This window comes from Enterobacter sp. D2 (assembly GCF_034427575.1).
Taxonomy (GTDB): domain Bacteria; phylum Pseudomonadota; class Gammaproteobacteria; order Enterobacterales; family Enterobacteriaceae; genus Enterobacter; species Enterobacter cloacae_M.
The window spans coordinates 59,714-81,996 of sequence record NZ_JAXQPP010000009.1; the positions used below are offsets into that span (position 1 = coordinate 59,714).

Genomic DNA, 22,283 nt, shown 5'->3' on the forward strand with positions numbered 1-22,283 from the left:
GGATGTGTAAACATCTGGACGGCTAAAATCCTTCGTCATTTAAATTTATGGTGCGTTGGCTGCGTTTACTCACCCCGGTCACTTACTCATGTAAGCTCCCGGGGATGAGCAAACTTGCCGCCTTCCCTAAATTCAAAATCCAAAGGATTTACAATTAATTAGAGGAAGAAAAACATGACAATCCGCAATCACACTCTCGGTTTCCCTCGCGTCGGCCTGCGTCGCGAGCTGAAAAAAGCGCAAGAAAGCTACTGGGCGGGTAATACCACCCGCGAAGAGCTGCTGGCGGTAGGACGCGAGCTGCGCGCCCGCCACTGGGATCAGCAAAAACAGGCGGGCATTGACCTGCTGCCGGTGGGCGATTTCGCCTGGTACGACCATGTTCTGACGACCAGCCTGCTGCTTGGCAACGTGCCGGCTCGTCATCAGAACAAAGATGGATCGGTAGATATCGATACTCTGTTCCGCATCGGCCGTGGCCGCGCGCCAACGGGGGAGCCAGCGGCAGCGGCGGAAATGACCAAGTGGTTTAACACCAACTATCACTATATGGTGCCGGAATTCGTCAAAGGCCAGCAGTTCAGGCTGGCCTGGACGCAGCTTCTGGACGAAGTGGATGAAGCGCTGGCGCTGGGCCACCAGGTTAAACCCGTGCTGCTGGGGCCAGTGACCTATCTGTGGCTGGGGAAAGTCAAAGGCGAGCAGTTCGATCGTCTGAGCCTGCTGAAGGACATTCTGCCGGTCTACAAACAGGTGCTGATTGAGCTGGGCAAACGCGGCATTCAGTGGGTGCAAATCGACGAACCGGCGCTGGTGCTCGAGTTGCCTCAGGAATGGCTCGATGCCTTCAAACCGGCGTATGACGCGCTCACCGGGGAGGTGAAGCTGCTACTGACAACCTATTTCGAAGGCGTGACGCCGAACCTGAACACGATTACCGCGCTGCCGGTGCAGGGCCTGCACGTAGACCTTGTACACGGTAAAGATGATGTGACGGAGCTGCACAAGCGCCTGCCCGCAGACTGGCTGCTCTCCGCCGGTCTGGTGAATGGCCGTAACGTCTGGCGCGCCGATCTGACCGAGAAATACGCACAAATCAAAGACATCGTCGGTAAACGTGAGCTGTGGGTGGCCTCGTCCTGCTCGCTGCTGCACAGCCCGATCGACCTGAGCGTGGAAACCCGTCTCGACCCTGAAGTAAAGAGCTGGTTTGCCTTCGCGCTGCAAAAATGTGAAGAGCTGGCCCTGCTGCGCGACGCGCTGAACAGCGGCGACACGACGGCAATTACCGAATGGAGCGCCCCGATCCGGGCGCGCCGCCACTCCGCGCGCGTGCATAACCCGGCGGTGGAAAAACGTCTGGCGGCCATCACCGCCCAGGACAGCCAGCGCCAGAGCCCGTATGAGGTGCGCGCCGAAGCCCAGCGCGCCCGCTTCAATCTGCCTGCGTGGCCGACCACGACGATTGGTTCCTTCCCGCAGACCACCGAGATCCGCGGCCTGCGTCTGGACTTTAAAAAGGGCAATCTGGATGCGAATCACTACCGCACCGGGATCGCGGAACACATCAAGCAGGCGATTATCGAGCAGGAACGCCTTGGGCTGGACGTGCTGGTGCACGGTGAAGCAGAGCGTAATGACATGGTGGAATACTTTGGCGAGCACCTGGACGGCTTCGTCTTTACCCAGAACGGCTGGGTGCAGAGCTATGGCTCCCGATGCGTGAAGCCACCAGTCGTGATCGGTGACGTCAGCCGCCCGGAAGCGATCACCGTGGAGTGGGCGAAGTATGCCCAGTCCCTGACCGACAAGCCGGTAAAAGGGATGCTGACCGGTCCGGTGACCATTCTCTGCTGGTCGTTCCCGCGTGAAGACGTGACCCGTGAAACCATCGCCAAACAGATTGCCCTGGCGCTGCGTGATGAAGTGGCGGATCTGGAAGCGGCAGGCATTGGCATTATCCAGATTGACGAGCCGGCGCTGCGCGAAGGCCTGCCGCTGCGCCGCAGCGACTGGGATGCCTACCTGCAGTGGGGCGTGGAGGCGTTCCGCATCAACGCTGCGGTGGCGAAGGATGACACCCAGATCCACACCCACATGTGTTACTGCGAATTTAACGACATCATGGATTCGATTGCCGCGCTGGACGCCGACGTGATCACTATTGAGACCTCGCGTTCAGATATGGAGCTGCTGGAGTCGTTTGAAGAATTCGACTACCCGAACGAAATCGGGCCGGGCGTGTACGACATCCACTCCCCGAACGTGCCGAGCGTGGAGTGGATTGAAGCCCTGCTGAAAAAAGCGGCCCAGCGTATTCCGGCAGAGCGTCTTTGGGTAAACCCGGACTGCGGACTGAAAACCCGCGGCTGGCCTGAAACCCGCGCAGCGCTGGCGAACATGGTGAAGGCAGCGCAGAATTTGCGTCAGGCGTAGGGGTATTGGATGGCCCGGTAAGGCGTAACTGCCTCCGGGCTTATTGTTATTACGCTTTCTTACCGCCGTACTGGCTAAACCACGCCAGCATTCTCTGCCAGCCATCTTTGGCTGATTCCGCGTGATAGCTCGGACGATAATCGGCGTTAAACGCATGCCCGGCATCCGGGTACACCACAATCTCCGCCTTCGCATTGGCCGCACGCAGCGCATGGCGCATGGTTTCTACCGAATCCAGCGAAATACCGGTATCCTGACCGCCATAAAGCCCTAACACGGGGGCATTTAACTCGGTGGCGATATCGACGGGATGTTTAGGCGAATTCAGCGTTTTTTCACCCACCAGTTTGCCGTACCAGGCGACAGCAGCTTTGAGCTGCGGGTTATGCGCGGCATACAGCCAGCTAATGCGACCGCCCCAGCAGAAACCGGTGACCAGCAGACGATGCGGATCGCCGCCATTGCGCGCCGCCCAGCTGGCGACATGATCGAGATCGGCCAGCACCTGCGCGTCCGGGACTTTGCTGACCAGGTTGCTGAGCAATGTTGGAATATCACTGTAGTCGTTCGGATCGCCCTGACGGAAGTAGAGCTCTGGCGCAACGGCCAGATACCCTTCCAGCGCCAGCCGGCGGCAGAGGTCGCGAATGTGTTCGTGAACACCAAATATCTCCTGAATCACAATCACGATGGGTAGCGGACCCTCTGCCGATTTTGGTCGGGCGTGATAAGCAGGCATATTCTCCCCCTGCGAGGGAATAGAGGTCTCGCCCGCGGTAATTGCCGCTTCTGGAGTCGACACGATGGTTGAAGCATGTGGGGCCGCAGCAGGTGCAAAACCGGTTTTTTCAGTCATGGCATTCTCCGTACCAATGAGTTAGCGCAAAGGTAAATATAGACACCAGGTTAACAACTCACAGTGCCTTAAACGGTCTATCTTTTGTGCAGCACCTGGCGATATAACTTGTTAATGTGATGTAAATCACTTTTTTATGGAAATTCAATGTAACCATTTTTATTCATGGTGAGGTTCGTCACGAAAATATGCTTACTGCTTCTGTAAAGTACCGTTTTACTTCTTCTGACTAACCGACCCACAGAGGAGTCACCTATGTCTAAGTCTGATGTTTTTCATCTCGGCCTCACTAAAAACGATTTACAAGGGGCTACGCTCGCCATCGTCCCTGGCGATCCGGAGCGTGTGGAAAAGATCGCCGCGCTGATGGATAAGCCGGTCAAGCTGGCTGCCCATCGTGAGTTCACCACCTGGCGCGCAGAGCTGGATGGCAAAGCGGTGATCGTGTGCTCTACCGGTATCGGTGGTCCGTCTACGTCTATTGCTGTTGAAGAGCTGGCGCAGCTGGGCATCCGCACTTTCCTGCGTATCGGTACGACCGGCGCTATTCAGCCGCATATCAACGTCGGCGACGTTCTGGTCACGACCGCGTCCGTCCGTTTGGACGGCGCAAGCCTGCATTTTGCACCAATGGAATTCCCGGCAGTGGCTGATTTCGAATGTACCACCGCACTGGTTGAAGCTGCGAAATCCGTAGGCGCAACCACTCACGTGGGCGTAACCGCGTCTTCCGACACCTTCTACCCGGGCCAGGAGCGTTACGATACCTTCTCAGGCCGCGTGGTTAGCCGTTTCAAAGGCTCAATGGAAGAGTGGCAGTCCATGGGTGTGATGAACTACGAAATGGAATCCGCAACGCTGCTGACCATGTGTGCAAGCCAGGGTCTGCGTGCCGGTATGGTGGCGGGCGTTATCGTCAACCGTACCCAGCAGGAGATCCCGAACGCCGAAACCATGAAGCAGACCGAAAGTCATGCAGTGAAAATCGTGGTGGAAGCAGCGCGTCGCCTGATCTAGTCCTCTCTTCTTAAATCAAAGGCCGACACGTTCGGCCTTTATTTTTTGCGTAGCGCCTCGCAGGAAAACCCTTTCAAACTGGACGTTTATACAGCACAATTCTATTTTGTGCGGGTAATACGTTGATGCAGGGGGCATTGTGGATATCTCAATCCTGATTTACGCGGTGATTGCGTTGGTGAGCTTAGGGATTGGCTGGCTGATTTCCAGCTACCAGCATGCGCAGCAGAAGGCCGACCAGCTGGCTGAGCGAGAAGAGATGGTCGCAGATTTAAGCGCTATAAAACAGCAGCTTGCGCTGAGCGAACACTGGCGCGATGAGTGTGAGTTGCTCAACAACGAGCTGCGCAACCTGCGTGATATCAACACGTCACTGGAGGCCGATCTCCGCGAAGTGACCACACGCCTTGAATCCACCCAACTGCATGCGGAAGACAAAATCCGCCAGATGATCAACAGCGAGCAGCGTCTCAGCGAACAGTTTGAGAATCTCGCGAACCGCATTTTTGAGCACAGCAACCGCCGCGTTGACGAACAAAACCGCCAGAGCCTGAACAGTCTGCTGACGCCCCTGCGTGAACAGCTGGACGGCTTCCGCCGTCAGGTACAGGACAGCTTTGGTCAGGAAGCCCGCGAGCGGCATACCCTGGCGCATGAAATTCGCAATCTCCAGCAGCTGAATGCCCAGATGGCGCAGGAGGCGGTCAACCTCACCCGTGCGCTGAAAGGGGATAACAAAACCCAGGGCAACTGGGGAGAAGTGGTGCTGACCCGCGTCCTGGAAGCTTCAGGCCTTCGGGAAGGGTACGAATACGAAACGCAGGTGAGTATCGAAAACGATGCCCGCTCGCGCATGCAGCCGGATGTGATCGTGCGGCTGCCGCAGGGCAAAGATGTGGTGATTGACGCCAAGATGACGCTGGTAGCGTATGAGCGTTACTTCAACGCGGAGGATGACTACACCCGCGAATCGGCGCTTCAGGAGCACATTGCCTCGGTGCGTAATCACATTCGCCTGCTCGGCAGAAAAGACTACCAGCAGCTGCCGGGTCTGCGCTCGCTGGACTATGTCCTGATGTTTATTCCGGTAGAGCCCGCATTTCTGCTGGCACTCGACAGACAGCCTGAGCTTATAACCGAAGCGCTCAAAAATAATATTATGTTGGTCAGCCCCACCACGCTGCTGGTGGCGTTACGCACCATTGCGAACCTGTGGCGCTATGAGCACCAGAGTCGCAACGCGCAGCAGATTGCCGATCGTGCCAGCAAGCTGTACGACAAAATGCGCCTCTTTGTGGACGACATGTCTTCAGTCGGGCAAAGCCTGGATCGTGCGCAGGATAACTATCGCCAGGCGATGAAAAAACTCGCCTCCGGACGTGGCAATCTGCTGGCGCAGGCTGAATCATTCCGCAGCCTGGGGGTAGAAGTTAAACGCGAGATTAATCCGGAATTGGTCGAGCAGGCCACCGCCCAGGACGACGAGTTTCGCCTGCGAGAAGGGGCGAGCGAACAAAAAACAAACATTGAAGACAACACGTTAGCGGCGGATTCATCACCAGACGAGATTCCAGCGCGTTTTTTTCGCGGTGGTTGAAACGTAGGGCAAACGCGCCCAATCTGATACACTTCACGAACATTTTACTGATAAGCAGGCTCTAAGATGGCTGACGATTCACAAGACACAACGCACTTTGGCTTTCAGACTGTCGCCAAAGCGCAGAAAGCTGACATGGTGGCCCACGTATTTCATTCCGTGGCGGCGAAGTACGATGTGATGAATGACCTGATGTCGTTCGGCATTCATCGCTTGTGGAAGCGCTTCACCATTGACTGTAGCGGCGTGCGTCGCGGACAAACGGTGCTGGATTTAGCTGGCGGTACGGGCGATTTAACCGCGAAATTCTCTCGTCTGGTGGGTGAAACCGGTCGCGTTGTTCTCGCCGATATTAATGACTCCATGCTGAAAATGGGACGCGAAAAGCTGCGTAATATCGGCGTGGTGGGGAATGTGGAATATGTGCAGGCAAACGCCGAAGCGCTGCCGTTCCCGGACAATACCTTTGACTGTATCACTATTTCCTTCGGTCTGCGTAACGTGACCGATAAAGAAAAAGCGCTGCGCTCCATGTACCGCGTGCTGAAGCCGGGTGGACGTCTGCTGGTGCTCGAGTTCTCCAAACCGATTATTGAGCCGCTGAGCAAAGCCTACGACGCCTATTCCTTCCACGTGCTGCCGCGCATCGGTGAGCTGGTGGCTAACGACGCTGAAAGCTACCGCTATCTGGCGGAATCTATCCGTATGCACCCGGATCAGGACACATTAAAAGCCATGATGCAGGATGCAGAATTTGAGAACGTTGAATATTTCAACCTGACGGCGGGTGTCGTCGCGCTGCATCGCGGTTACAAGTTCTGAGTGGAGGTGTCCCGTGCCCTTTAAGCCCTTAGTCACCGCAGGTATCGAAAACGTACTGAATGCCTTTCTCTATCGTGCTCCGGCGCTGAAAGCAGCGCGTCAGCGGCTAAACGGGAAGATATTACGTATTGTTTTAAAAGAGTTCTCGACGCCGCTTGTGCTGGTATTCAGCGAACGCCAGCTTGACGTTCTGGGGGCGTGGGAAGGTGAAGCTGACTGCTCGGTCATCACGCACATGAGCGTGCTGCCAAAACTGCGCGATCGCCAGCAATTAACGGCGCTTATCCGCAGCGGTGAGCTGGAGGTGGAAGGCGACATTCAGGTCGTGCAAAACTTCGTTGCCCTCACCGATCTGGCGGAGTTCGATCCGGCAGAGCTGCTCGCGCCTTTTATCGGCGACATTGCTGCCGAAGGCATCGGGAAAGCCCTTCATGGTGGCGCCTCCTTTGCGCGTAAAAGCCTCCAGCGCCAACAACGCTATGTGGCGGAAGTGATGACTGAGGAGTGGCGAATGGCGCCCGGGCCACTGGAAGTTGCATGGTTTGCGGAAGAAACCGCTGCTGTTGAACGCGCGGTTGATGCGTTTACCAAACGGCTGGAAAAACTGGAGGGCAAATGACGCCTGGTGAAATTCGGCGCCTCTATTTTATTACTCGCACCTTTTTGAGCTACGGGCTCGACGAGCTTATTCCCAAAATGCGCATCACGCTGCCGCTTCGCATCTGGCGGCGGATGCTGTTCTGGATGCCCAATCGCCACAAAGGTCAACCGCTGGGTGAGCGTCTGCGCCTGGCGCTGCAGGAACTCGGTCCGGTATGGATTAAATTCGGGCAGATGCTCTCGACCCGCCGCGACCTCTTCCCGCCTCTCATTGCCGATGAGCTCGCAATGCTTCAGGACCGCGTCGCACCCTTTGACGGCGCGCGCGCGAAAAAGCAAATTGAAGAGGCGATGGGAAATGTACCCGTCGAAACCTGGTTTGACGATTTCGATATTCAGCCGCTGGCGTCGGCCTCTATCGCGCAGGTGCACACCGCGCGTTTGAAAGAAAACGGCAAAGAAGTCGTTATCAAAGTTATTCGTCCGGACATCCTGCCAGTCATCAAAGCGGACATGAAGCTGATTTATCGTCTGGCGCGCTGGGTGCCACGCTTGCTGCCGGACGGGCGCCGCCTTCGTCCACTGGAAGTGGTGCGGGAATATGAAAAAACGCTGATTGATGAGCTTAACCTGCTGCGCGAATCGGCAAACGCCATTCAGCTGCGTCGCAACTTTGAAAACAGCCCGATGCTCTATGTACCTGAAGTCTATTCTGACTACTGCAGCCAGAATATGATGGTGATGGAGCGTATCTACGGTATTCCGGTTTCGGATGTGGTGGCCCTGGAGAAACAGGGAACAAACATGAAGCTCCTGGCCGAACGTGGCGTACAGGTCTTCTTTACCCAGGTGTTCCGCGACAGCTTTTTCCATGCGGACATGCATCCGGGCAATATCTTCGTAAGCTACGAGCATCCTGAGGATCCGAAGTATATCGGTATCGACTGCGGGATTGTGGGGTCGCTGAACAAAGAAGATAAACGGTATCTGGCTGAGAACTTCATCGCGTTCTTCAACCGCGACTACCGTAAGGTGGCCGAGCTGCACGTCGATTCCGGCTGGGTGCCGCCGGATACCAACGTCGAAGAGTTTGAGTTCGCGATCCGGACCGTTTGTGAACCGATTTTTGAAAAACCGCTGGCGGAAATCTCCTTCGGGCACGTGCTGTTGAACCTGTTCAACACGGCTCGCCGTTTTAATATGGAAGTTCAGCCACAGCTAGTTTTACTTCAGAAAACATTACTTTACGTTGAGGGTGTAGGCCGACAGCTCTATCCTCAGTTAGACTTGTGGAAGACCGCGAAACCTTTCCTTGAATCCTGGATTAAGGATCAGGTTGGCATTCCGGCGCTGGTGCGCTCGCTGAAAGAGAAAGGCCCGTTCTGGATAGAAAAAATGCCTGAAATTCCTGAACTGGTTTATGACAGTTTGCGTCAGAGCAAGAACCTTCAGCACAGCATGGATAAAATCGCCCGCGAGCTTCAGTCCAGCCGCGTTCGCCAGGGGCAGTCACGCTATCTCTTTGGGATTGGCGCAACGCTGCTGCTGAGCGGTACGCTGCTGCTGATCAACCGTCCGGACTGGCAGATGATGTCCGCCTGGCTGATGGCTGGCGGGGTGGTAGTCTGGCTAGCCGGCTGGCGAAAAACGCGCTGAGCGTGCGTCGCTATCGACGGGTCGCACACGTATAATGCGACCTGACTCATTAATCATCTATCCCTGAGGAACATGTATGGGTGGTATCAGTATCTGGCAATTAGTCATTATTGCCGTCATCGTCGTGCTGCTGTTTGGCACCAAAAAGCTCGGTTCTATTGGTTCCGATCTGGGCGCGTCTATCAAAGGCTTCAAGAAAGCGATGAGCGATGATGAGAGCAAGCAGGATAAAACCAGCCAGGACGCTGACTTTACTGCTAAATCCATCGCCGACAAGCAAGAAGAAGCCAAAAAGGAAGACGCTAAACGCCACGATAAAGAGCAGGTGTAAGTCGTGTTCGACATTGGTTTTAGTGAGCTCCTGCTGGTCTTTGTGATTGGCCTGATTGTGCTGGGGCCGCAGCGTCTGCCGGTGGCAGTGAAAACCGTTGCGGGCTGGGTTCGTGCGCTGAGATCGCTGGCATCGACCGTTCAGAATGAGCTGGCGCAGGAGCTTAAGCTGCAGGAATTTCAGGAAAGCCTGAAAAAGGTCGAGAAGGCGAGCATGGATAACCTGACGCCGGAACTGAAAGCGTCAATGGATGAGCTGCGCGAAGCGGCGGAATCGATGAAACGCTCCTATAGCGTTAACGATCCTGAAAAAGCGAGCGATGAGGCGAACACCATCCATAACCGGGTGGTTAAGGGCAGCGAGGAGCAGCGCGAGGGCGTAACGCCTGCGAGTGCTGAACATCAGGCTGCCGCGCCAGAACAGACGCCTCAGGAAACCGAACTGAAAAAACAGGCGCAGCCGGAAGAGCCGGTAGCAAAAGCGGCGGAAGTGAAGCCCGCTGCGTCCGTTTCCGATTCATCCCCCTCGTCGAGTGATAAAGCGTAAACATGGCAGTAGATGATACTCAACCGCTGATTACGCACCTCATTGAGCTGCGTAAGCGCCTGTTAAACTGCATTATTGCGGTTTTACTCATATTCCTGTGCCTGGTCTATTTTGCCAACGATATCTATCAGGTGGTCTCTGCGCCGCTGATCAAGCAGATGCCGCTGGGTGCAACGATGATTGCAACAGACGTTGCTTCTCCGTTCTTTACCCCCATCAAGCTGACCTTTTGGGTGTCGTTGATTGCCTCTGCACCGGTCATTCTTTACCAGGTGTGGGCGTTTGTGGCGCCAGCGCTGTATAAGCATGAACGTAAGCTGGTGATCCCGCTGCTGGTGTCCAGCTCGCTGCTGTTTTATATCGGCATGGCGTTTGCCTATTTCGTCGTCTTTCCGCTGGCCTTCGGCTTCCTGACGCATACCGCGCCGGAAGGGGTCCAGGTGTCGACGGATATCGCCAGCTACCTCAGCTTTGTGATGGCGCTGTTTATGGCGTTTGGCGTGGCATTCGAAGTGCCGGTGGCCATTGTGCTGCTCTGCTGGGTAGGAGTAACGACCCCGGATGACCTGCGTAAGAAGCGTCCATATATTCTGGTGGGCGCCTTCGTGGTCGGCATGCTGCTGACACCGCCGGATGTTTTCTCGCAGACGCTGCTGGCCATACCGATGTACTGCCTGTTTGAGGTCGGCGTCTTCTTCTCACGGTTCTACGTGGGTAAAGGGCGTCGAGCGGATGACGAAGACGATACGTCCGACAAGACCACTGAAGAGTAAAATCAGCCGCCCGTCAGGGCGGTTGTTATATAGGGATTTCCATGTTTGATATCGGATTCAACCTGACCAGCTCGCAGTTTGCGAAAGATCGTGATGAGGTGGTTGCGCGCGCGTTTGCCGCCGGGGTGAAAGGACTGCTGCTGACGGGCACCAACCTGCATGAGAGCGAGCAGGCGCAGCAGCTGGCTCGAGGCTACGATCGCTGTTGGTCTACCGCTGGCGTGCATCCTCACGACAGCAGCCAGTGGACAGCGGAAAGTGGCGACACCCTCTACAGGCTGGCGAAGACGCCAGAGGTTGTGGCGATCGGCGAATGCGGTCTCGATTTCAACCGTAATTTTTCCACGCCTGAAGAGCAGGAAAAGGCGTTTACTGCCCAGCTTGCGCTCGCAGCAGAGCTTGAAATGCCCGTGTTTATGCACTGCCGCGACGCGCATGAGCGTTTCCTGGCACTTCTGGATCCGTGGCTGGAGAAACTGCCCGGCGCGGTGCTGCACTGCTTCACCGGTTCACGGCAGGAAGCGCTGGATTGCCTGAAGCGAGGGCTTTATCTGGGTATTACCGGCTGGGTTTGCGATGAGCGCCGCGGGCTTGAACTTCGTGAGCTGTTGCCAGTAATCCCGGCTGACCGGCTGCTCCTCGAAACCGATGCGCCTTATCTGCTACCGCGCGATATGAAATCCAAACCTGCATCGCGGCGGAATGAGCCCGCGTATCTGGGGCACATTGTTGAGAGCGTCGCGAAGTGGCGCGGAGAGGATCCGCACTGGCTTTCGGCGCAGACGGATGACAACGTGCGTAATCTGTTCGGAATAAACGTTTAAAGCTTGCGGAAGTCGGTGTTTTTAACGCTCTGCAGCACCTGCTTGTTCAGCAGATTGAGCAACAGCATAGAGCGCGCTTCCCCGTCCGGCTCGGCAAAAATCGCCTGCAGGCCTTCGAAAGCGCCTTCGGTAATCACGACGCTATCGCCCGTGTAAGGGGTTTCGGGGTCGGTGATCCCCTCAGGCTGTTGATAAATCGACAGCTGATGAATGACCGTCGACGGAACCGTTGCCGGGTGGGCACCAAAACGAACGAAGTGGCTGACGCCGCGCGTTGCGCTGATGGTGGTGGTATGAATGACTTCCGGGTCGAACTCCACAAACAAGTAGTTCGGGAACAACGGCTCACTGACGGTTGTGCGCTTCCCGCGCTGCATTTTTTCAAGCGTGATCACGGGTGTCAGGCAATTTACAGACTGACGTTCAAGATGTTCCTGCGCGCGCTGAAGTTGCCCGCGTTTGCAATACAGTAAATACCAGGCCTGCATAATCACTCTTTCCCTTAGTTCGGGGCGCAAGCATATCAAAACCCTGGCGGGATCGCTAAGTTGATTATAATGGGGGAAAATGGAACAGAACGCATAAGTTCACGCTTATTTAACAAAATTACAGCATCAAGCAGGCTTACGCCGTATAATGAAGCGCTTACAGAGAGGCCATGATTAACTGCATGAAATACCACGATCTCCGCGACTTCCTGACGCTGCTGGAAAAGCAGGGTGAACTCAAACGTATTACACTTCCTGTCGATCCTTATCTGGAAATGACAGAAATTGCTGACCGCACCCTGCGTGCCGGTGGCCCCGCATTACTGTTTGAAAATCCGAAAGGTTACTCCATGCCGGTGCTGTGCAACCTGTTTGGTACACCGCGTCGTGTTGCACTGGGAATGGGGCAGGAAGACGTCTCTGCGCTGCGTGAAGTCGGTAAACTGCTGGCGTTTCTGAAAGAGCCGGAGCCTCCGAAGGGCTTCCGCGATCTGTTCGACAAGCTGCCGCAGTTTAAGCAGGTGCTGAACATGCCCACCAAGCGCCTGCGCGGCGCGCCGTGCCAGCAGAAAGTGCTGGAAGGCGATGCGGTTGATCTGACCAAAATCCCTATTATGCAGTGCTGGCCTGAAGATGCCGCTCCGCTGATCACCTGGGGGCTGACCGTTACGCGCGGCCCGCACAAAGAGCGGCAAAACCTCGGTATTTACCGCCAGCAGTTGATTGGCAAGAATAAACTCATTATGCGCTGGCTGTCGCATCGCGGCGGCGCGCTGGATTTCCAGGAGTGGTGCGCTGCGCATCCGGGGGAGCGTTTCCCGGTGTCTGTCGCCTTAGGCGCCGATCCGGCCACCATTCTGGGAGCCGTCACGCCCGTGCCGGATACGCTCTCTGAATATGCGTTTGCAGGCCTGCTGCGCGGAACGAAAACCGAAGTCGTGAAGTGTATCTCTAACGATCTCGAAGTTCCGGCCAGTGCTGAAATTGTGCTGGAAGGTTACCTCGAGCAGGGTGAAATGGCGCCAGAAGGCCCCTACGGCGACCACACCGGCTATTACAACGAAGTGGATAACTTCCCAGTGTTCACCGTGACGCACATTACGCAGCGTGAAGATGCGATTTATCACTCTACGTATACCGGACGTCCACCGGACGAACCGGCGGTGCTGGGCGTGGCGCTAAATGAAGTGTTTGTGCCGATCCTGCAAAAGCAGTTCCCGGAAATTGTTGATTTTTATCTGCCGCCTGAAGGATGCTCGTATCGCATGGCGGTGGTCACGATGAAGAAGCAGTATCCTGGTCACGCTAAACGCGTGATGATGGGCGTATGGTCTTTCCTGCGCCAGTTTATGTATACCAAATTTGTTATTGTCTGCGATGATGACGTTAACGCCCGCGACTGGAATGACGTAATCTGGGCCATTACCACGCGAATGGACCCGGCGCGCGATACGGTGTTAGTCGAAAACACGCCGATAGATTACCTGGATTTTGCCTCGCCGGTTTCCGGTCTTGGCTCAAAGATGGGACTGGATGCCACAAATAAATGGCCTGGCGAAACCGACCGTGAATGGGGTCGCCCGATCAAAAAAGATCCTGCCGTGACCGCGCGAATTGACGCGATCTGGGACGAGCTGGCCATAATGAATAACGGTAAACCCTGAGCTAACCGTTAAGCCCTATAGACTTCCCGACAGAGAGAGCGAATGACAACCTTAAGCTGTAAAGTGACCTCGGTAGATGCCATCACCGACACCGTATATCGCGTCCGTTTAGTGCCTGAAGCGCCATTCTCTTTCCGCGCGGGTCAGTACCTGATGGTCGTGATGGATGAGCGTGATAAGCGTCCTTTCTCTATGGCCTCAACGCCAGCGGAGCAGGAATTTATTGAGCTTCATATTGGTGCGTCAGAGCTTAACCTGTATGCGATGGCGGTGATGGATCGGATCCTGAAGGAACGTGAAATCGTGGTGGATATTCCGCACGGCGATGCGTGGCTGCGCGATGACGAAGACCGTCCGCTGATCCTGATCGCTGGCGGTACGGGCTTCTCTTATGTGCGCTCCATTCTGCTGACCGCCCTGGCGCGTAACCCTGACCGTGACATCACCATTTACTGGGGTGGCCGCGAAGAGAAACATCTGTACGACCTGTCAGAGCTGGAAGCGCTGAGCGTAACCCATCCTAACCTGCGCATTGAGCCGGTGGTTGAGCAGCCGGAAGAGGGCTGGCGTGGTCGTAGCGGGACGGTGCTGACGGCGGTGCTGCAGGATCACGGCACGCTGGCAGGGCACGATATCTATATCGCTGGCCGTTTCGAGATGGCGAAAATTGCCCGCGACCTGTTCTGCAACGAACGTGACGCGCGTGAAGACCGCCTGTTTGGCGATGCGTTTGCCTTCATTTAAATAAAAAACCCGCCCCTGACAGGCGGGAAGAACGGCAACTAAACTCTTTCTCTTCGCCAATGACGCCATAACTGCGTTGGCTGCGTTCGTTCTGACGTCATTGGCTTTGAGATACTTTTCCTGATTTACACTCTCTCAAACACCGTCGCGATACCCTGACCCAGCCCGATACACATCGTTGCCAGACCAAACTGGGCATCTTTGCGTTCCATCAGGTTGATAAGCGTCGTGCTGATACGCGCTCCGGAGCAGCCCAGCGGGTGACCGAGGGCGATCGCGCCGCCGTTGAGGTTAATCTTCTCGTCGATCTGCTCCATCAGCCCCAGATCTTTAATGCACGGCAGGATCTGCGCGGCGAACGCTTCGTTCATTTCAAACAGGTCGATGTCGCTGGCGGTTAATCCCGCTTTTTTCAGCGCCAGCTTCGAGGCCGGAACCGGGCCGTAACCCATGATTGAAGGATCGCAGCCCACGACCGCCATCGAACGTACCCGAGCGCGAGGCGTTAAGCCCAGCTCGCGGGCGCGACTTTCGCTCATCACCAGCATCGCGGCGGCACCGTCGGACAGTGCCGACGAAGTACCTGCCGTTACCGTACCGGTGACCGGATCAAACGCAGGGCGCAGGGTAGAAAGCGCTTCTACGGTGGTTTCCGGGCGGATGACTTCGTCGTAGCTGAACTGCTTCAGTACGCCGTCAGCGTCGTGGCCGCCGGTCGGGATGATCTCATTCTTAAAGGCGCCGGACTGCGTCGCCGCCCATGCGCGAGCGTGAGAGCGCGCGGCAAAGGCATCCTGCATTTCACGGCTAATGCCGTGCAGCCGAGAGAGCATCTCGGCGGTCAGGCCCATCATCCCCGCGGCTTTCGCCACGTTACGGCTCATGCCTGGGTGGAAATCGACCCCGTGGCTCATCGGCACGTGACCCATGTGCTCGACGCCGCCCACCAGGCAGGCCTGAGCATCGCCGGTCATGATCATGCGCGCCGCGTCGTGCAGCGCCTGCATTGACGAACCGCACAGGCGGTTGACGGTGACGGCCGGAACCGAATGCGGGATCTCCGCCAGCAGCGACGCGTTACGGGCGATGTTGAAGCCCTGCTCCAGGGTCTGCTGCACGCAGCCCCAGTAGATATCGTCGAGCGCAGCCGGATCCAGCGCCGGGTTACGCGCCAGTAGGCTACGCATCAGATGCGCGGAGAGGTCTTCCGCACGCACGTTACGGAACGCGCCGCCTTTTGAACGGCCCATCGGGGTGCGAATCGCATCAACAATGACAACCTTTTCCATTGTGACTCCTTAAGCCGTTTTCAGCTCGCCAACCGGACGGGCTGGCTCAACTGCTGGATAGTAGGGTTCGTTATGGCGCGCTTTGTTACGTAGCCCTTCCGGTACTTCATACAGCGGGCCGAGGTGCTGATACTGCTGGGCCATATCGAGATAGCGGGCGCTGCCGAGCGTGTCCAGCCAGCGGAACGCGCCGCCGTGGAACGGAGGGAAGCCCAGGCCGTATACCAGCGCCATATCCGCTTCCGCCGGACTGGCGATGATGCCTTCTTCGAGGCAACGCACCACTTCGTTGATCATCGGAATCATCATGCGGGCGATGATCTCATCGTCGGTGAAGTCGCGTTTTGGCTGGCTAACGTCGGCCAGCAGACCATCCACCACGGCATCTTCTTCTTTCTTCGGTTTGCCTTTGCTGTCTTCTATATAGCGCCAGAAGCCCAGGCCGTTTTTCTGGCCGAAGCGGTTAGCGTCGAACAGAGCGTCAATGGCGTCGCGATAATCTTTCTGCATACGCTGCGGGAAGCCTGCCGCCATCACCGCCTGAGCATGGTGAGCGGTATCAATGCCGACCACGTCCAGCAGATACGCCGGGCCCATCGGCCAGCCGAACTGTTTCTCCATCACTTTGTCGATTTTGCGGAAGTCCGCACCGTCGCGCAGCAGCTGGCTGAAGCCGGCGAAGTAAGGGAACAGCACGCGGTTGACGAAGAAGCCCGGGCAGTCGTTAACAACGATCGGCGTTTTGCCCATCTTGCTTGCCCATGCCACCACTTTAGCGATGGTTTCGTCAGAGGTTTTTTCCCCACGGATCACTTCGACCAGCGGCATTCGGTGTACCGGATTGAAGAAGTGCATCCCGCAGAAGTTTTCCGGACGCTTTAGCACGCTCGCCAGTTCGCTGATTGGAATGGTGGAGGTGTTCGAAGCCAGCACGGTCTCAGGACGAACTTTGTCTTCCGTTTCTGCCAGCACCGCTTTTTTGACTTTCGGGTTCTCAACAACCGCTTCAACGACGACGTCCACGCGGTCGAAACCGCTGTATTCCAGCACGGGCTGAATGGTGGAGATCACACCTGCAAGCTTCAGCCCGTCAATTTTTCCACGCTCCAGCTGTTTATTCAGAAGCTTGGACGCTTCGGTCATGCCCAGCGTCAGGGATTTCTCGCTGATGTCTTTCATCACTACCGGCACGCCTTTCCAGGCCGACTGGTAAGCGATGCCGCCACCCATAATGCCCGCGCCGAGTACCGCCGCATGTTTTGGCGTCTCAACGTTTTTGGTCAGCTGCCTGGCTTTACCCTTCACGAACTGATCGTTGAGGAAGATACCGACCAGCGCGCGAGCTTCATTGGTGTGCGCCAGAGGGACAAAGCTCTGATTTTCGAGCTTCAGCGCTTCATCGCGTCCGAGACGAGCAGCTGCTTCAATGGTTTTCACCGCCGTGATCGGTGCCGGGTAGTGTTTACCCGCCGTCTGCATCACCATGCCTTTGGCGATGGTGAAGCTCATGGTGGCTTCAATCTTGCTGAGTTTTAACGGTTCCAGCTTCGGCTGGCGTTTGGCTTTCCAGTCGAGATCGCCGTTAATGGCCTGACGCAGAATGGCGAGTGCACCTTCAACCAGTTTCTCTGGCTTCACGACGCCGTCGACCAGGCCGATTTTCTGAGCCTGTTCTGCGCCGACATCTTTACCTGCGGCAATGATCTCAAGGGCGCTGTCGGCACCCAGCATGCGCGGCATACGCACGGAGCCGCCAAAGCCCGGCATGATGCCCAGCTTGGTTTCCGGCAGGCCGATGCGCAGGTCCGGCGTCGCCAGACGGTAGTCGGTCGCGAGTACGCATTCGCAGCCGCCGCCCAGCGCGTAGCCGTTAACGGCGGAAATGGTCGGGACAGGCAGATCTTCCAGACGATTAAAGACGCTGTTGGCAAAGTGCAGCCACTGACTCAGCTGTTCTTCCGGGACCAGGAACAGCGAAAGAAACTCGGTGATATCGGCACCGACAATAAAGGCCGCTTTGTTCGAACGCAGCAGCAGCCCTTTTAATTCAGGTTGTTTTTCAAGAACATCCAGCGCCTGGCCAAGACTGGCCACCGTCGCGGTATCAAGCTTGTTCACTGAGCCGGGGGCATCGAACACCAGTTCGGCAATGCCATCTTCCAGCCAGTTGAGGTACAGGGTGTCGCCTTTGTAGAGCATGTCAGTCTCCTGAATCCAGCAATTGGATCTGGTCATACCAGATGAATCGGAGTGTGGGATTTATGTTAATAAAATGCAAATTACTCATTAAGAAAATGCTGCATTGATCACGGTCGGTGGAAATCACGCAGCCGGAGTGAGGTGTGCTAAGATGCGATGACTTGAGGTCAAAAAAACGAAAGGAAGAATGATGGACTCACTGGCTTCGCTTTATAAAAATCATATCGTTACCCTACAGGAACGTACCCGCGATGTACTGGCCCGCTTCAAGCTGGATGCGCTGCTGATCCACTCCGGCGAGCTGATGAATACCTTTCTGGATGACCACGCTTATCCGTTTAAGGTGAACCCGCAGTTCAAAGCCTGGGTGCCGGTGACTCAGGTTCCAAATTGCTGGCTGCTGGTAGACGGCGTGAACAAGCCGAAACTGTGGTTCTACCTGCCGGTCGATTACTGGCACAACGTAGAACCGCTGCCGACCTCTTTCTGGACGGAAGAGATTGATGTGATTGCACTGCCGAAAGCGGACGGTATTGGTAGCCAGCTGCCTGCCGCGCGAGGCAACATCGGCTACATTGGCCCTGTTCCGGAGCGCGCGCTGGGTCTGGATATTCCGGCAGACAAACTCAATCCGAAAGGCGTGCTGGATTACCTGCACTATTACCGCGCCTATAAAACCGACTACGAACTTTACTGCATGCGTGAAGCGCAAAAAACGGCGGTGAATGGCCACCGTGCCGCGCACGAAGCGTTCCAGTCGGGGATGAGCGAGTTCGACATCAATCAGGCCTATCTGACCGCGACGGGCCACCGTGATACCGACGTGCCGTACAGCAATATCGTCGCGCTGAACGAGCACGCGTCTGTGCTTCATTACACCAAACTGGATCACCATGTTCCGTCGGAGATGCGCAGCTTCCTGCTTGACGCAGGCGCCGAGTACAACGGTTACGCGGCCGACCTGACCCGTACCTGGGCGGCGAATGCGGATACCGATTTCGCGCAGCTGATTAAAGACGTGAACGATGAACAGCTGGCGCTTATTGGCACCATGAAGGCGGGAACCAGCTATGTGGATTACCACATTCAGTTCCATCAGCGCATTGCTAAACTGCTGCGTAAGCACCAGATTGTGAAAGACATGAGCGAAGAGGCGATGGTCGAGAACGATCTGACCGGGCCATTCATGCCGCACGGTATCGGCCACCCGCTGGGCCTGCAGGTTCACGACGTTGCGGGCTTTATGCAGGATGATACCGGCACGCACCTGGCGGCACCGTCTAAATATCCTTACCTGCGCTGCACCCGTATTCTGGAGCCGCGTATGGTGCTGACGATTGAGCCGGGGATCTACTTTATTGAATCCCTGCTGGCGCCGTGGCGTGAAGGCCAGTTCAGCAAGCACTTCAACTGGGAAAAAATTGAGGCGCTGAAGCCGTTTGGCGGTATTCGTATTGAAGATAACGTGGTGGTTCACGAAAACGGTATCGAGAATATGACGCGAGACCTGAAGCTGGCCTGATGGAAAGCTGGCTGATACCGGCTGAACCGGTCACCTTTGTTGAGGAAATCAAGAAAAGCCGCTTTATTACGCTGCTGGCGCATACCGACGGCGTAGAGGCGGCAAAAGCGTTTGTCGAGTCCGTCCGGGCTGAGCATCCTGACGCCCGTCACCACTGCGTGGCGTGGGTAGCAGGGCCGCCGGACGATTCACAGCAGTTGGGGTTTTCCGATGACGGTGAACCGGCGGGCACGGCCGGTAAACCCATGCTCTCCCAGCTAATGGGCTGCGGCGTGGGCGAAATAACCGCCGTGGTGGTGCGCTACTACGGCGGCATCCTGTTAGGCACGGGTGGGCTGGTAAAAGCCTATGGCGGCGGAGTTCAGCAGGCACTGAATATGCTCACAACTATCCGCAAAACGCCGCTCACCGAATATACTTTGTTGTGCGATTACGCTCAGCTATCGGGCATTGAAACGCTGCTCAAACAGTTTAACGGCGTCATCGCGCACAGTGAATATCAGGCAATGGTGAAATTACGCGTGGCGCTTCCTCAGGCGGAGCTGGCTGCTTTTTCAGCAAAACTGGCTGATTTTAGTCGTGGTTCGTTGCAATTGCTGCCGATTGAAGAATAATCCCCACCTCACTTTTTTGAATACCAAAGGAAGCGGCAGAGATGCATTTTCGTGCCATAACCCGAATCGTTGGACTGCTGGTCATACTTTTTTCCGGGACGATGATTCTCCCAGGACTGGTGGCGCTTATCTACCGGGACGGCGCGGGGCGGGCATTTACCCAGACCTTCTTTGTCGCGCTGGCGATCGGCTCGCTGCTGTGGTGGCCAAACCGTCGTCAGAAAGGTGAACTGAAATCTCGCGAAGGATTTTTGATTGTGGTCCTGTTCTGGACGGTGCTGGGGAGCGTCGGTTCGCTGCCCTTTATCTTCTCTGAACAGCCTAACCTGAGCATTACGGATGCCTTTTTTGAATCGTTCTCCGGTTTAACAACCACCGGGGCGACGACGCTGGTGGGGCTGGATTCACTCCCGCACGCCATTCTCTTTTATCGTCAGATGCTGCAGTGGTTCGGGGGGATGGGGATCATCGTCCTGGCAGTGGCTATTCTCCCTATTCTGGGCGTTGGCGGCATGCAGCTCTATCGCGCTGAAATGCCCGGGCCGCTGAAAGATAACAAAATGCGCCCGCGTATTGCCGAGACGGCGAAAACCCTCTGGCTTATCTATGTATTACTGACGGTGGCCTGCGCGCTGGCGCTATGGTTTGCCGGGATGCCCGCTTTCGACGCCATCGGACACAGCTTTGCGACGATCGCTATCGGCGGGTTCTCCACCCACGATGCCAGCGTCGGCTACTTCGACAGTCCAACGATTAACACCATTATTGCCATTTTCCTGCTGATTTCAGGCTGTAACTACGGTCTGCACTTCTCTTTACTGAGCGGGCGCAGCCTGAAGGTGTACTGGCGTGACCCGGAGTTCCGTATGTTTATTGGCGTCCAGCTTACGCTGGTAATCATCTGTACCCTGGTGCTGTGGTTCCATGATGTCTACAACTCCGCGCTGACCACGCTAAATCAGGCGTTCTTCCAGGTGGTATCAATGGCGACGACCGCCGGGTTTACCACGGACAGTATCGCGCGCTGGCCGCTGTTCCTGCCGGTGCTGCTGTTATGCTCGGCATTTATCGGGGGCTGTGCGGGTTCTACGGGCGGTGGCCTGAAGGTAATTCGTATTCTGCTGCTGTTTAAGCAGGGCAACCGTGAGCTGAAGCGCCTGGTCCACCCGAACGCGGTTTACAGCATTAAGCTGGGGAACCGCGCGCTGCCGGAACGTATCCTCGAAGCGGTGTGGGGCTTCTTCTCGGCGTATGCGCTGGTCTTTATCGTCAGCATGCTGGCGATTATCGCGACGGGGGTGGATGATTTCTCCGCCTTTGCGTCCGTCGTAGCAACATTGAATAACCTCGGGCCCGGCTTGGGCGTTGTGGCGGATAACTTTGCCAGCATGAACCCGGTAGCGAAATGGATCCTCATCGCCAATATGCTGTTTGGTCGTCTTGAGGTCTTTACGCTGCTGGTGCTGTTCACCCCTACATTCTGGCGCGAGTAAGGAGCCGTTGATGAAAACATTGATTCTTTTCTCTACGCGAGACGGACAAACGCGTGAGATTGCCGCTTATCTGGCGTCGGAATTAAAAGAGCTGGGTATTTACTCTGATGTGGTGAACCTGAACCGTGCGGAGCAGATAGCCTGGCAGGAGTACGATCGCGTGGTAATTGGCGCGTCAATTCGTTACGGGCATTTCCATCCGGCGCTGGATCGCTTTGTGAAGAAGCACACGGCGGTGCTCAACAAATTGCCCGGTGCCTTTTACTCGGTCAATCTTGTCGCACGTAAAGCCGAGAAGCGTACGCCGCAGACCAACAGCTACACGCGCAAGTTTTTACTCAGCTCGCCGTGGCAGCCTGACCTGTGCGCCGTCTTTGCCGGCGCGCTGCGCTACCCTCGCTACCGCTGGTATGACCGCTTTATGATCCGCCTGATTATGAAGATGACCGGGGGTGAAACCGATACGCGTAAAGAAGTGGTTTATACCGACTGGTCGCAGGTGGCCAGTTTTGCGCGAGAAATCGCACATTTAACGGGCGATTCGCGACATAAATAAGCGTTAAGTTTGAAAAGTGAGCGAACGAAAAGTTTTTTGTATTTTGTGCTTGTCACGTCGGAATAACTCCCTATAATGCGCCTCCACTGACACGGAACAACGGCACACACGCCGCCGGGTCAGCAGAGAAAAGCGAAATTAATCGCTTGACTCTGAAGCGGGAAAGCGTAATATGCACACCCCGCGCCGCAGCGAAAAGCGAAGCGGCACTGCTCTTTAACAATTTATCAGACAATCTGTGTGGGCACTCAAAGTG

General features: G+C 56.1%; 20 protein-coding genes. 16 read left to right on the forward strand and 4 right to left on the reverse strand.

Annotation, left to right across the window (positions count from 1 at the left end; genetic code table 11):
- Nucleotides 1-174: 174 nt before the first annotated feature.
- A complete protein-coding gene (metE, locus tag SPG90_RS21510; RefSeq protein WP_126304512.1) occupies nucleotides 175-2,436 on the forward strand; it encodes a 5-methyltetrahydropteroyltriglutamate--homocysteine S-methyltransferase in 2,262 nt (753 codons plus the stop codon).
- A 49-nt stretch (nucleotides 2,437-2,485) separates the two neighbouring features.
- On the opposite strand, the gene SPG90_RS21515 is transcribed toward metE, so the two are convergent.
- Nucleotides 2,486-3,292, reverse strand: coding sequence for a dienelactone hydrolase family protein (locus tag SPG90_RS21515; RefSeq protein WP_115877022.1), 807 nt, complete (start codon nucleotides 3,290-3,292; stop codon nucleotides 2,486-2,488).
- Between the two features lie 255 nt (nucleotides 3,293-3,547).
- Between SPG90_RS21515 and udp the strand changes: the two genes are divergently transcribed.
- The 9 genes from udp (at nucleotide 3,548) to tatD (ending at nucleotide 11,458) form a co-directional block, all read left to right on the forward strand.
- A complete protein-coding gene (gene udp / locus SPG90_RS21520) occupies nucleotides 3,548-4,309 on the forward strand; it encodes a uridine phosphorylase (RefSeq protein ID WP_003860792.1) in 762 nt (253 codons plus the stop codon).
- Nucleotides 4,310-4,448: 139 nt separating this feature from the next.
- Entirely contained in the window at nucleotides 4,449-5,906 is a 1,458-nt protein-coding gene (gene rmuC / locus SPG90_RS21525; protein WP_126304514.1) for a DNA recombination protein RmuC, read from the forward strand.
- 66 nt (nucleotides 5,907-5,972) lie between these two features.
- Entirely contained in the window at nucleotides 5,973-6,728 is a 756-nt protein-coding gene (gene ubiE, locus SPG90_RS21530) for a bifunctional demethylmenaquinone methyltransferase/2-methoxy-6-polyprenyl-1,4-benzoquinol methylase UbiE (RefSeq protein ID WP_023309612.1), read from the forward strand.
- A 13-nt stretch (nucleotides 6,729-6,741) separates the two neighbouring features.
- A complete protein-coding gene (ubiJ, locus tag SPG90_RS21535) occupies nucleotides 6,742-7,347 on the forward strand; it encodes a ubiquinone biosynthesis protein UbiJ (RefSeq protein WP_126304516.1) in 606 nt (201 codons plus the stop codon).
- The gene (ubiB, locus tag SPG90_RS21540) at nucleotides 7,344-8,984 is read left to right on the forward strand and encodes a ubiquinone biosynthesis regulatory protein kinase UbiB (protein WP_322408351.1); all 1,641 of its coding nucleotides are present in this window, start codon (nucleotides 7,344-7,346) and stop codon (nucleotides 8,982-8,984) included. The genes ubiJ and ubiB overlap by 4 nt, the downstream gene beginning before the upstream one ends.
- A gap of 76 nt (nucleotides 8,985-9,060) precedes the next feature.
- On the forward strand, nucleotides 9,061-9,315 hold the full coding sequence (tatA, locus tag SPG90_RS21545) for a Sec-independent protein translocase subunit TatA (RefSeq protein ID WP_023309609.1): 255 nt from the start codon (nucleotides 9,061-9,063) through the stop codon (nucleotides 9,313-9,315).
- Nucleotides 9,316-9,318: 3 nt separating this feature from the next.
- Nucleotides 9,319-9,861 carry a Sec-independent protein translocase protein TatB gene (tatB, locus tag SPG90_RS21550; RefSeq protein ID WP_047174397.1) on the forward strand — a complete coding sequence of 181 codons (543 nt, stop codon included), beginning with the start codon at nucleotides 9,319-9,321 and terminating at the stop codon, nucleotides 9,859-9,861.
- Nucleotides 9,862-9,863: 2 nt separating this feature from the next.
- Entirely contained in the window at nucleotides 9,864-10,634 is a 771-nt protein-coding gene (tatC, locus tag SPG90_RS21555; RefSeq protein ID WP_023309607.1) for a Sec-independent protein translocase subunit TatC, read from the forward strand.
- A 41-nt stretch (nucleotides 10,635-10,675) separates the two neighbouring features.
- On the forward strand, nucleotides 10,676-11,458 hold the full coding sequence (gene tatD / locus SPG90_RS21560) for a 3'-5' ssDNA/RNA exonuclease TatD (protein WP_047743389.1): 783 nt from the start codon (nucleotides 10,676-10,678) through the stop codon (nucleotides 11,456-11,458).
- On the opposite strand, the gene rfaH is transcribed toward tatD, so the two are convergent.
- On the reverse strand, nucleotides 11,455-11,946 hold the full coding sequence (gene rfaH, locus SPG90_RS21565) for a transcription/translation regulatory transformer protein RfaH (RefSeq protein WP_023309605.1): 492 nt from the start codon (nucleotides 11,944-11,946) through the stop codon (nucleotides 11,455-11,457). The genes tatD and rfaH overlap by 4 nt on opposite strands.
- A 173-nt stretch (nucleotides 11,947-12,119) precedes the next feature.
- Between rfaH and ubiD the strand changes: the two genes are divergently transcribed.
- Together ubiD and fre are read left to right on the forward strand one after the other, a co-directional pair.
- A complete protein-coding gene (gene ubiD / locus SPG90_RS21570) occupies nucleotides 12,120-13,610 on the forward strand; it encodes a 4-hydroxy-3-polyprenylbenzoate decarboxylase (RefSeq protein WP_161496003.1) in 1,491 nt (496 codons plus the stop codon).
- 42 nt (nucleotides 13,611-13,652) lie between these two features.
- Entirely contained in the window at nucleotides 13,653-14,354 is a 702-nt protein-coding gene (gene fre, locus SPG90_RS21575; RefSeq protein WP_008501516.1) for an NAD(P)H-flavin reductase, read from the forward strand.
- Between the two features lie 125 nt (nucleotides 14,355-14,479).
- On the opposite strand, the gene fadA is transcribed toward fre, so the two are convergent.
- Together fadA and fadB are read right to left on the reverse strand one after the other, a co-directional pair.
- Complete coding sequence (gene fadA / locus SPG90_RS21580; RefSeq protein ID WP_008501515.1) at nucleotides 14,480-15,643, reverse strand: acetyl-CoA C-acyltransferase FadA; 1,164 nt, start codon at nucleotides 15,641-15,643, stop codon at nucleotides 14,480-14,482.
- Nucleotides 15,644-15,652: 9 nt separating this feature from the next.
- Nucleotides 15,653-17,842: a fatty acid oxidation complex subunit alpha FadB gene (gene fadB / locus SPG90_RS21585; RefSeq protein WP_047174396.1), complete on the reverse strand. Its 2,190-nt coding sequence runs from the start codon at nucleotides 17,840-17,842 to the stop codon at nucleotides 15,653-15,655.
- A 190-nt stretch (nucleotides 17,843-18,032) separates the two neighbouring features.
- Here fadB and pepQ point away from each other — a divergent pair, with 190 nt between their 5' ends.
- From pepQ to hemG, 4 genes are read left to right on the forward strand one after another with little or no spacing between them, the layout of a single operon-like run.
- A complete protein-coding gene (pepQ, locus tag SPG90_RS21590) occupies nucleotides 18,033-19,364 on the forward strand; it encodes a Xaa-Pro dipeptidase (RefSeq protein ID WP_047174395.1) in 1,332 nt (443 codons plus the stop codon).
- The gene (locus SPG90_RS21595; RefSeq protein ID WP_045403834.1) at nucleotides 19,364-19,978 is read left to right on the forward strand and encodes an IMPACT family protein; all 615 of its coding nucleotides are present in this window, start codon (nucleotides 19,364-19,366) and stop codon (nucleotides 19,976-19,978) included. Before pepQ ends, SPG90_RS21595 begins: the two co-directional genes overlap by 1 nt.
- A 41-nt stretch (nucleotides 19,979-20,019) precedes the next feature.
- A complete protein-coding gene (gene trkH, locus SPG90_RS21600) occupies nucleotides 20,020-21,471 on the forward strand; it encodes a Trk system potassium transporter TrkH (protein ID WP_023309600.1) in 1,452 nt (483 codons plus the stop codon).
- A 10-nt stretch (nucleotides 21,472-21,481) separates the two neighbouring features.
- Entirely contained in the window at nucleotides 21,482-22,027 is a 546-nt protein-coding gene (gene hemG / locus SPG90_RS21605) for a menaquinone-dependent protoporphyrinogen IX dehydrogenase (RefSeq protein WP_029739672.1), read from the forward strand.
- The last annotated feature ends 256 nt before the right edge of the window (nucleotides 22,028-22,283 follow it).

What these genes read in the sequence shown, in the direction of transcription:
- metE (WP_126304512.1), top strand. Translation starts at nt 175, where the DNA reads ATGACAATCCGCAATCACACTCTCGGTTTCCCTCGCGTCGGCCTGCGT.
- SPG90_RS21515 (WP_115877022.1), bottom strand. Translation starts at nt 3,292, where the DNA reads ATGACTGAAAAAACCGGTTTTGCACCTGCTGCGGCCCCACATGCTTCA.
- udp (WP_003860792.1), top strand. Translation starts at nt 3,548, where the DNA reads ATGTCTAAGTCTGATGTTTTTCATCTCGGCCTCACTAAAAACGATTTA.
- ubiE (WP_023309612.1), top strand. Translation starts at nt 5,973, where the DNA reads ATGGCTGACGATTCACAAGACACAACGCACTTTGGCTTTCAGACTGTC.
- ubiB (WP_322408351.1), top strand. Translation starts at nt 7,344, where the DNA reads ATGACGCCTGGTGAAATTCGGCGCCTCTATTTTATTACTCGCACCTTT.
- tatA (WP_023309609.1), top strand. Translation starts at nt 9,061, where the DNA reads ATGGGTGGTATCAGTATCTGGCAATTAGTCATTATTGCCGTCATCGTC.
- tatC (WP_023309607.1), top strand. Translation starts at nt 9,864, where the DNA reads ATGGCAGTAGATGATACTCAACCGCTGATTACGCACCTCATTGAGCTG.
- tatD (WP_047743389.1), top strand. Translation starts at nt 10,676, where the DNA reads ATGTTTGATATCGGATTCAACCTGACCAGCTCGCAGTTTGCGAAAGAT.
- rfaH (WP_023309605.1), bottom strand. Translation starts at nt 11,946, where the DNA reads ATGCAGGCCTGGTATTTACTGTATTGCAAACGCGGGCAACTTCAGCGC.
- fre (WP_008501516.1), top strand. Translation starts at nt 13,653, where the DNA reads ATGACAACCTTAAGCTGTAAAGTGACCTCGGTAGATGCCATCACCGAC.
- fadA (WP_008501515.1), bottom strand. Translation starts at nt 15,643, where the DNA reads ATGGAAAAGGTTGTCATTGTTGATGCGATTCGCACCCCGATGGGCCGT.
- fadB (WP_047174396.1), bottom strand. Translation starts at nt 17,842, where the DNA reads ATGCTCTACAAAGGCGACACCCTGTACCTCAACTGGCTGGAAGATGGC.
- pepQ (WP_047174395.1), top strand. Translation starts at nt 18,033, where the DNA reads ATGGACTCACTGGCTTCGCTTTATAAAAATCATATCGTTACCCTACAG.
- SPG90_RS21595 (WP_045403834.1), top strand. Translation starts at nt 19,364, where the DNA reads ATGGAAAGCTGGCTGATACCGGCTGAACCGGTCACCTTTGTTGAGGAA.
- trkH (WP_023309600.1), top strand. Translation starts at nt 20,020, where the DNA reads ATGCATTTTCGTGCCATAACCCGAATCGTTGGACTGCTGGTCATACTT.
- hemG (WP_029739672.1), top strand. Translation starts at nt 21,482, where the DNA reads ATGAAAACATTGATTCTTTTCTCTACGCGAGACGGACAAACGCGTGAG.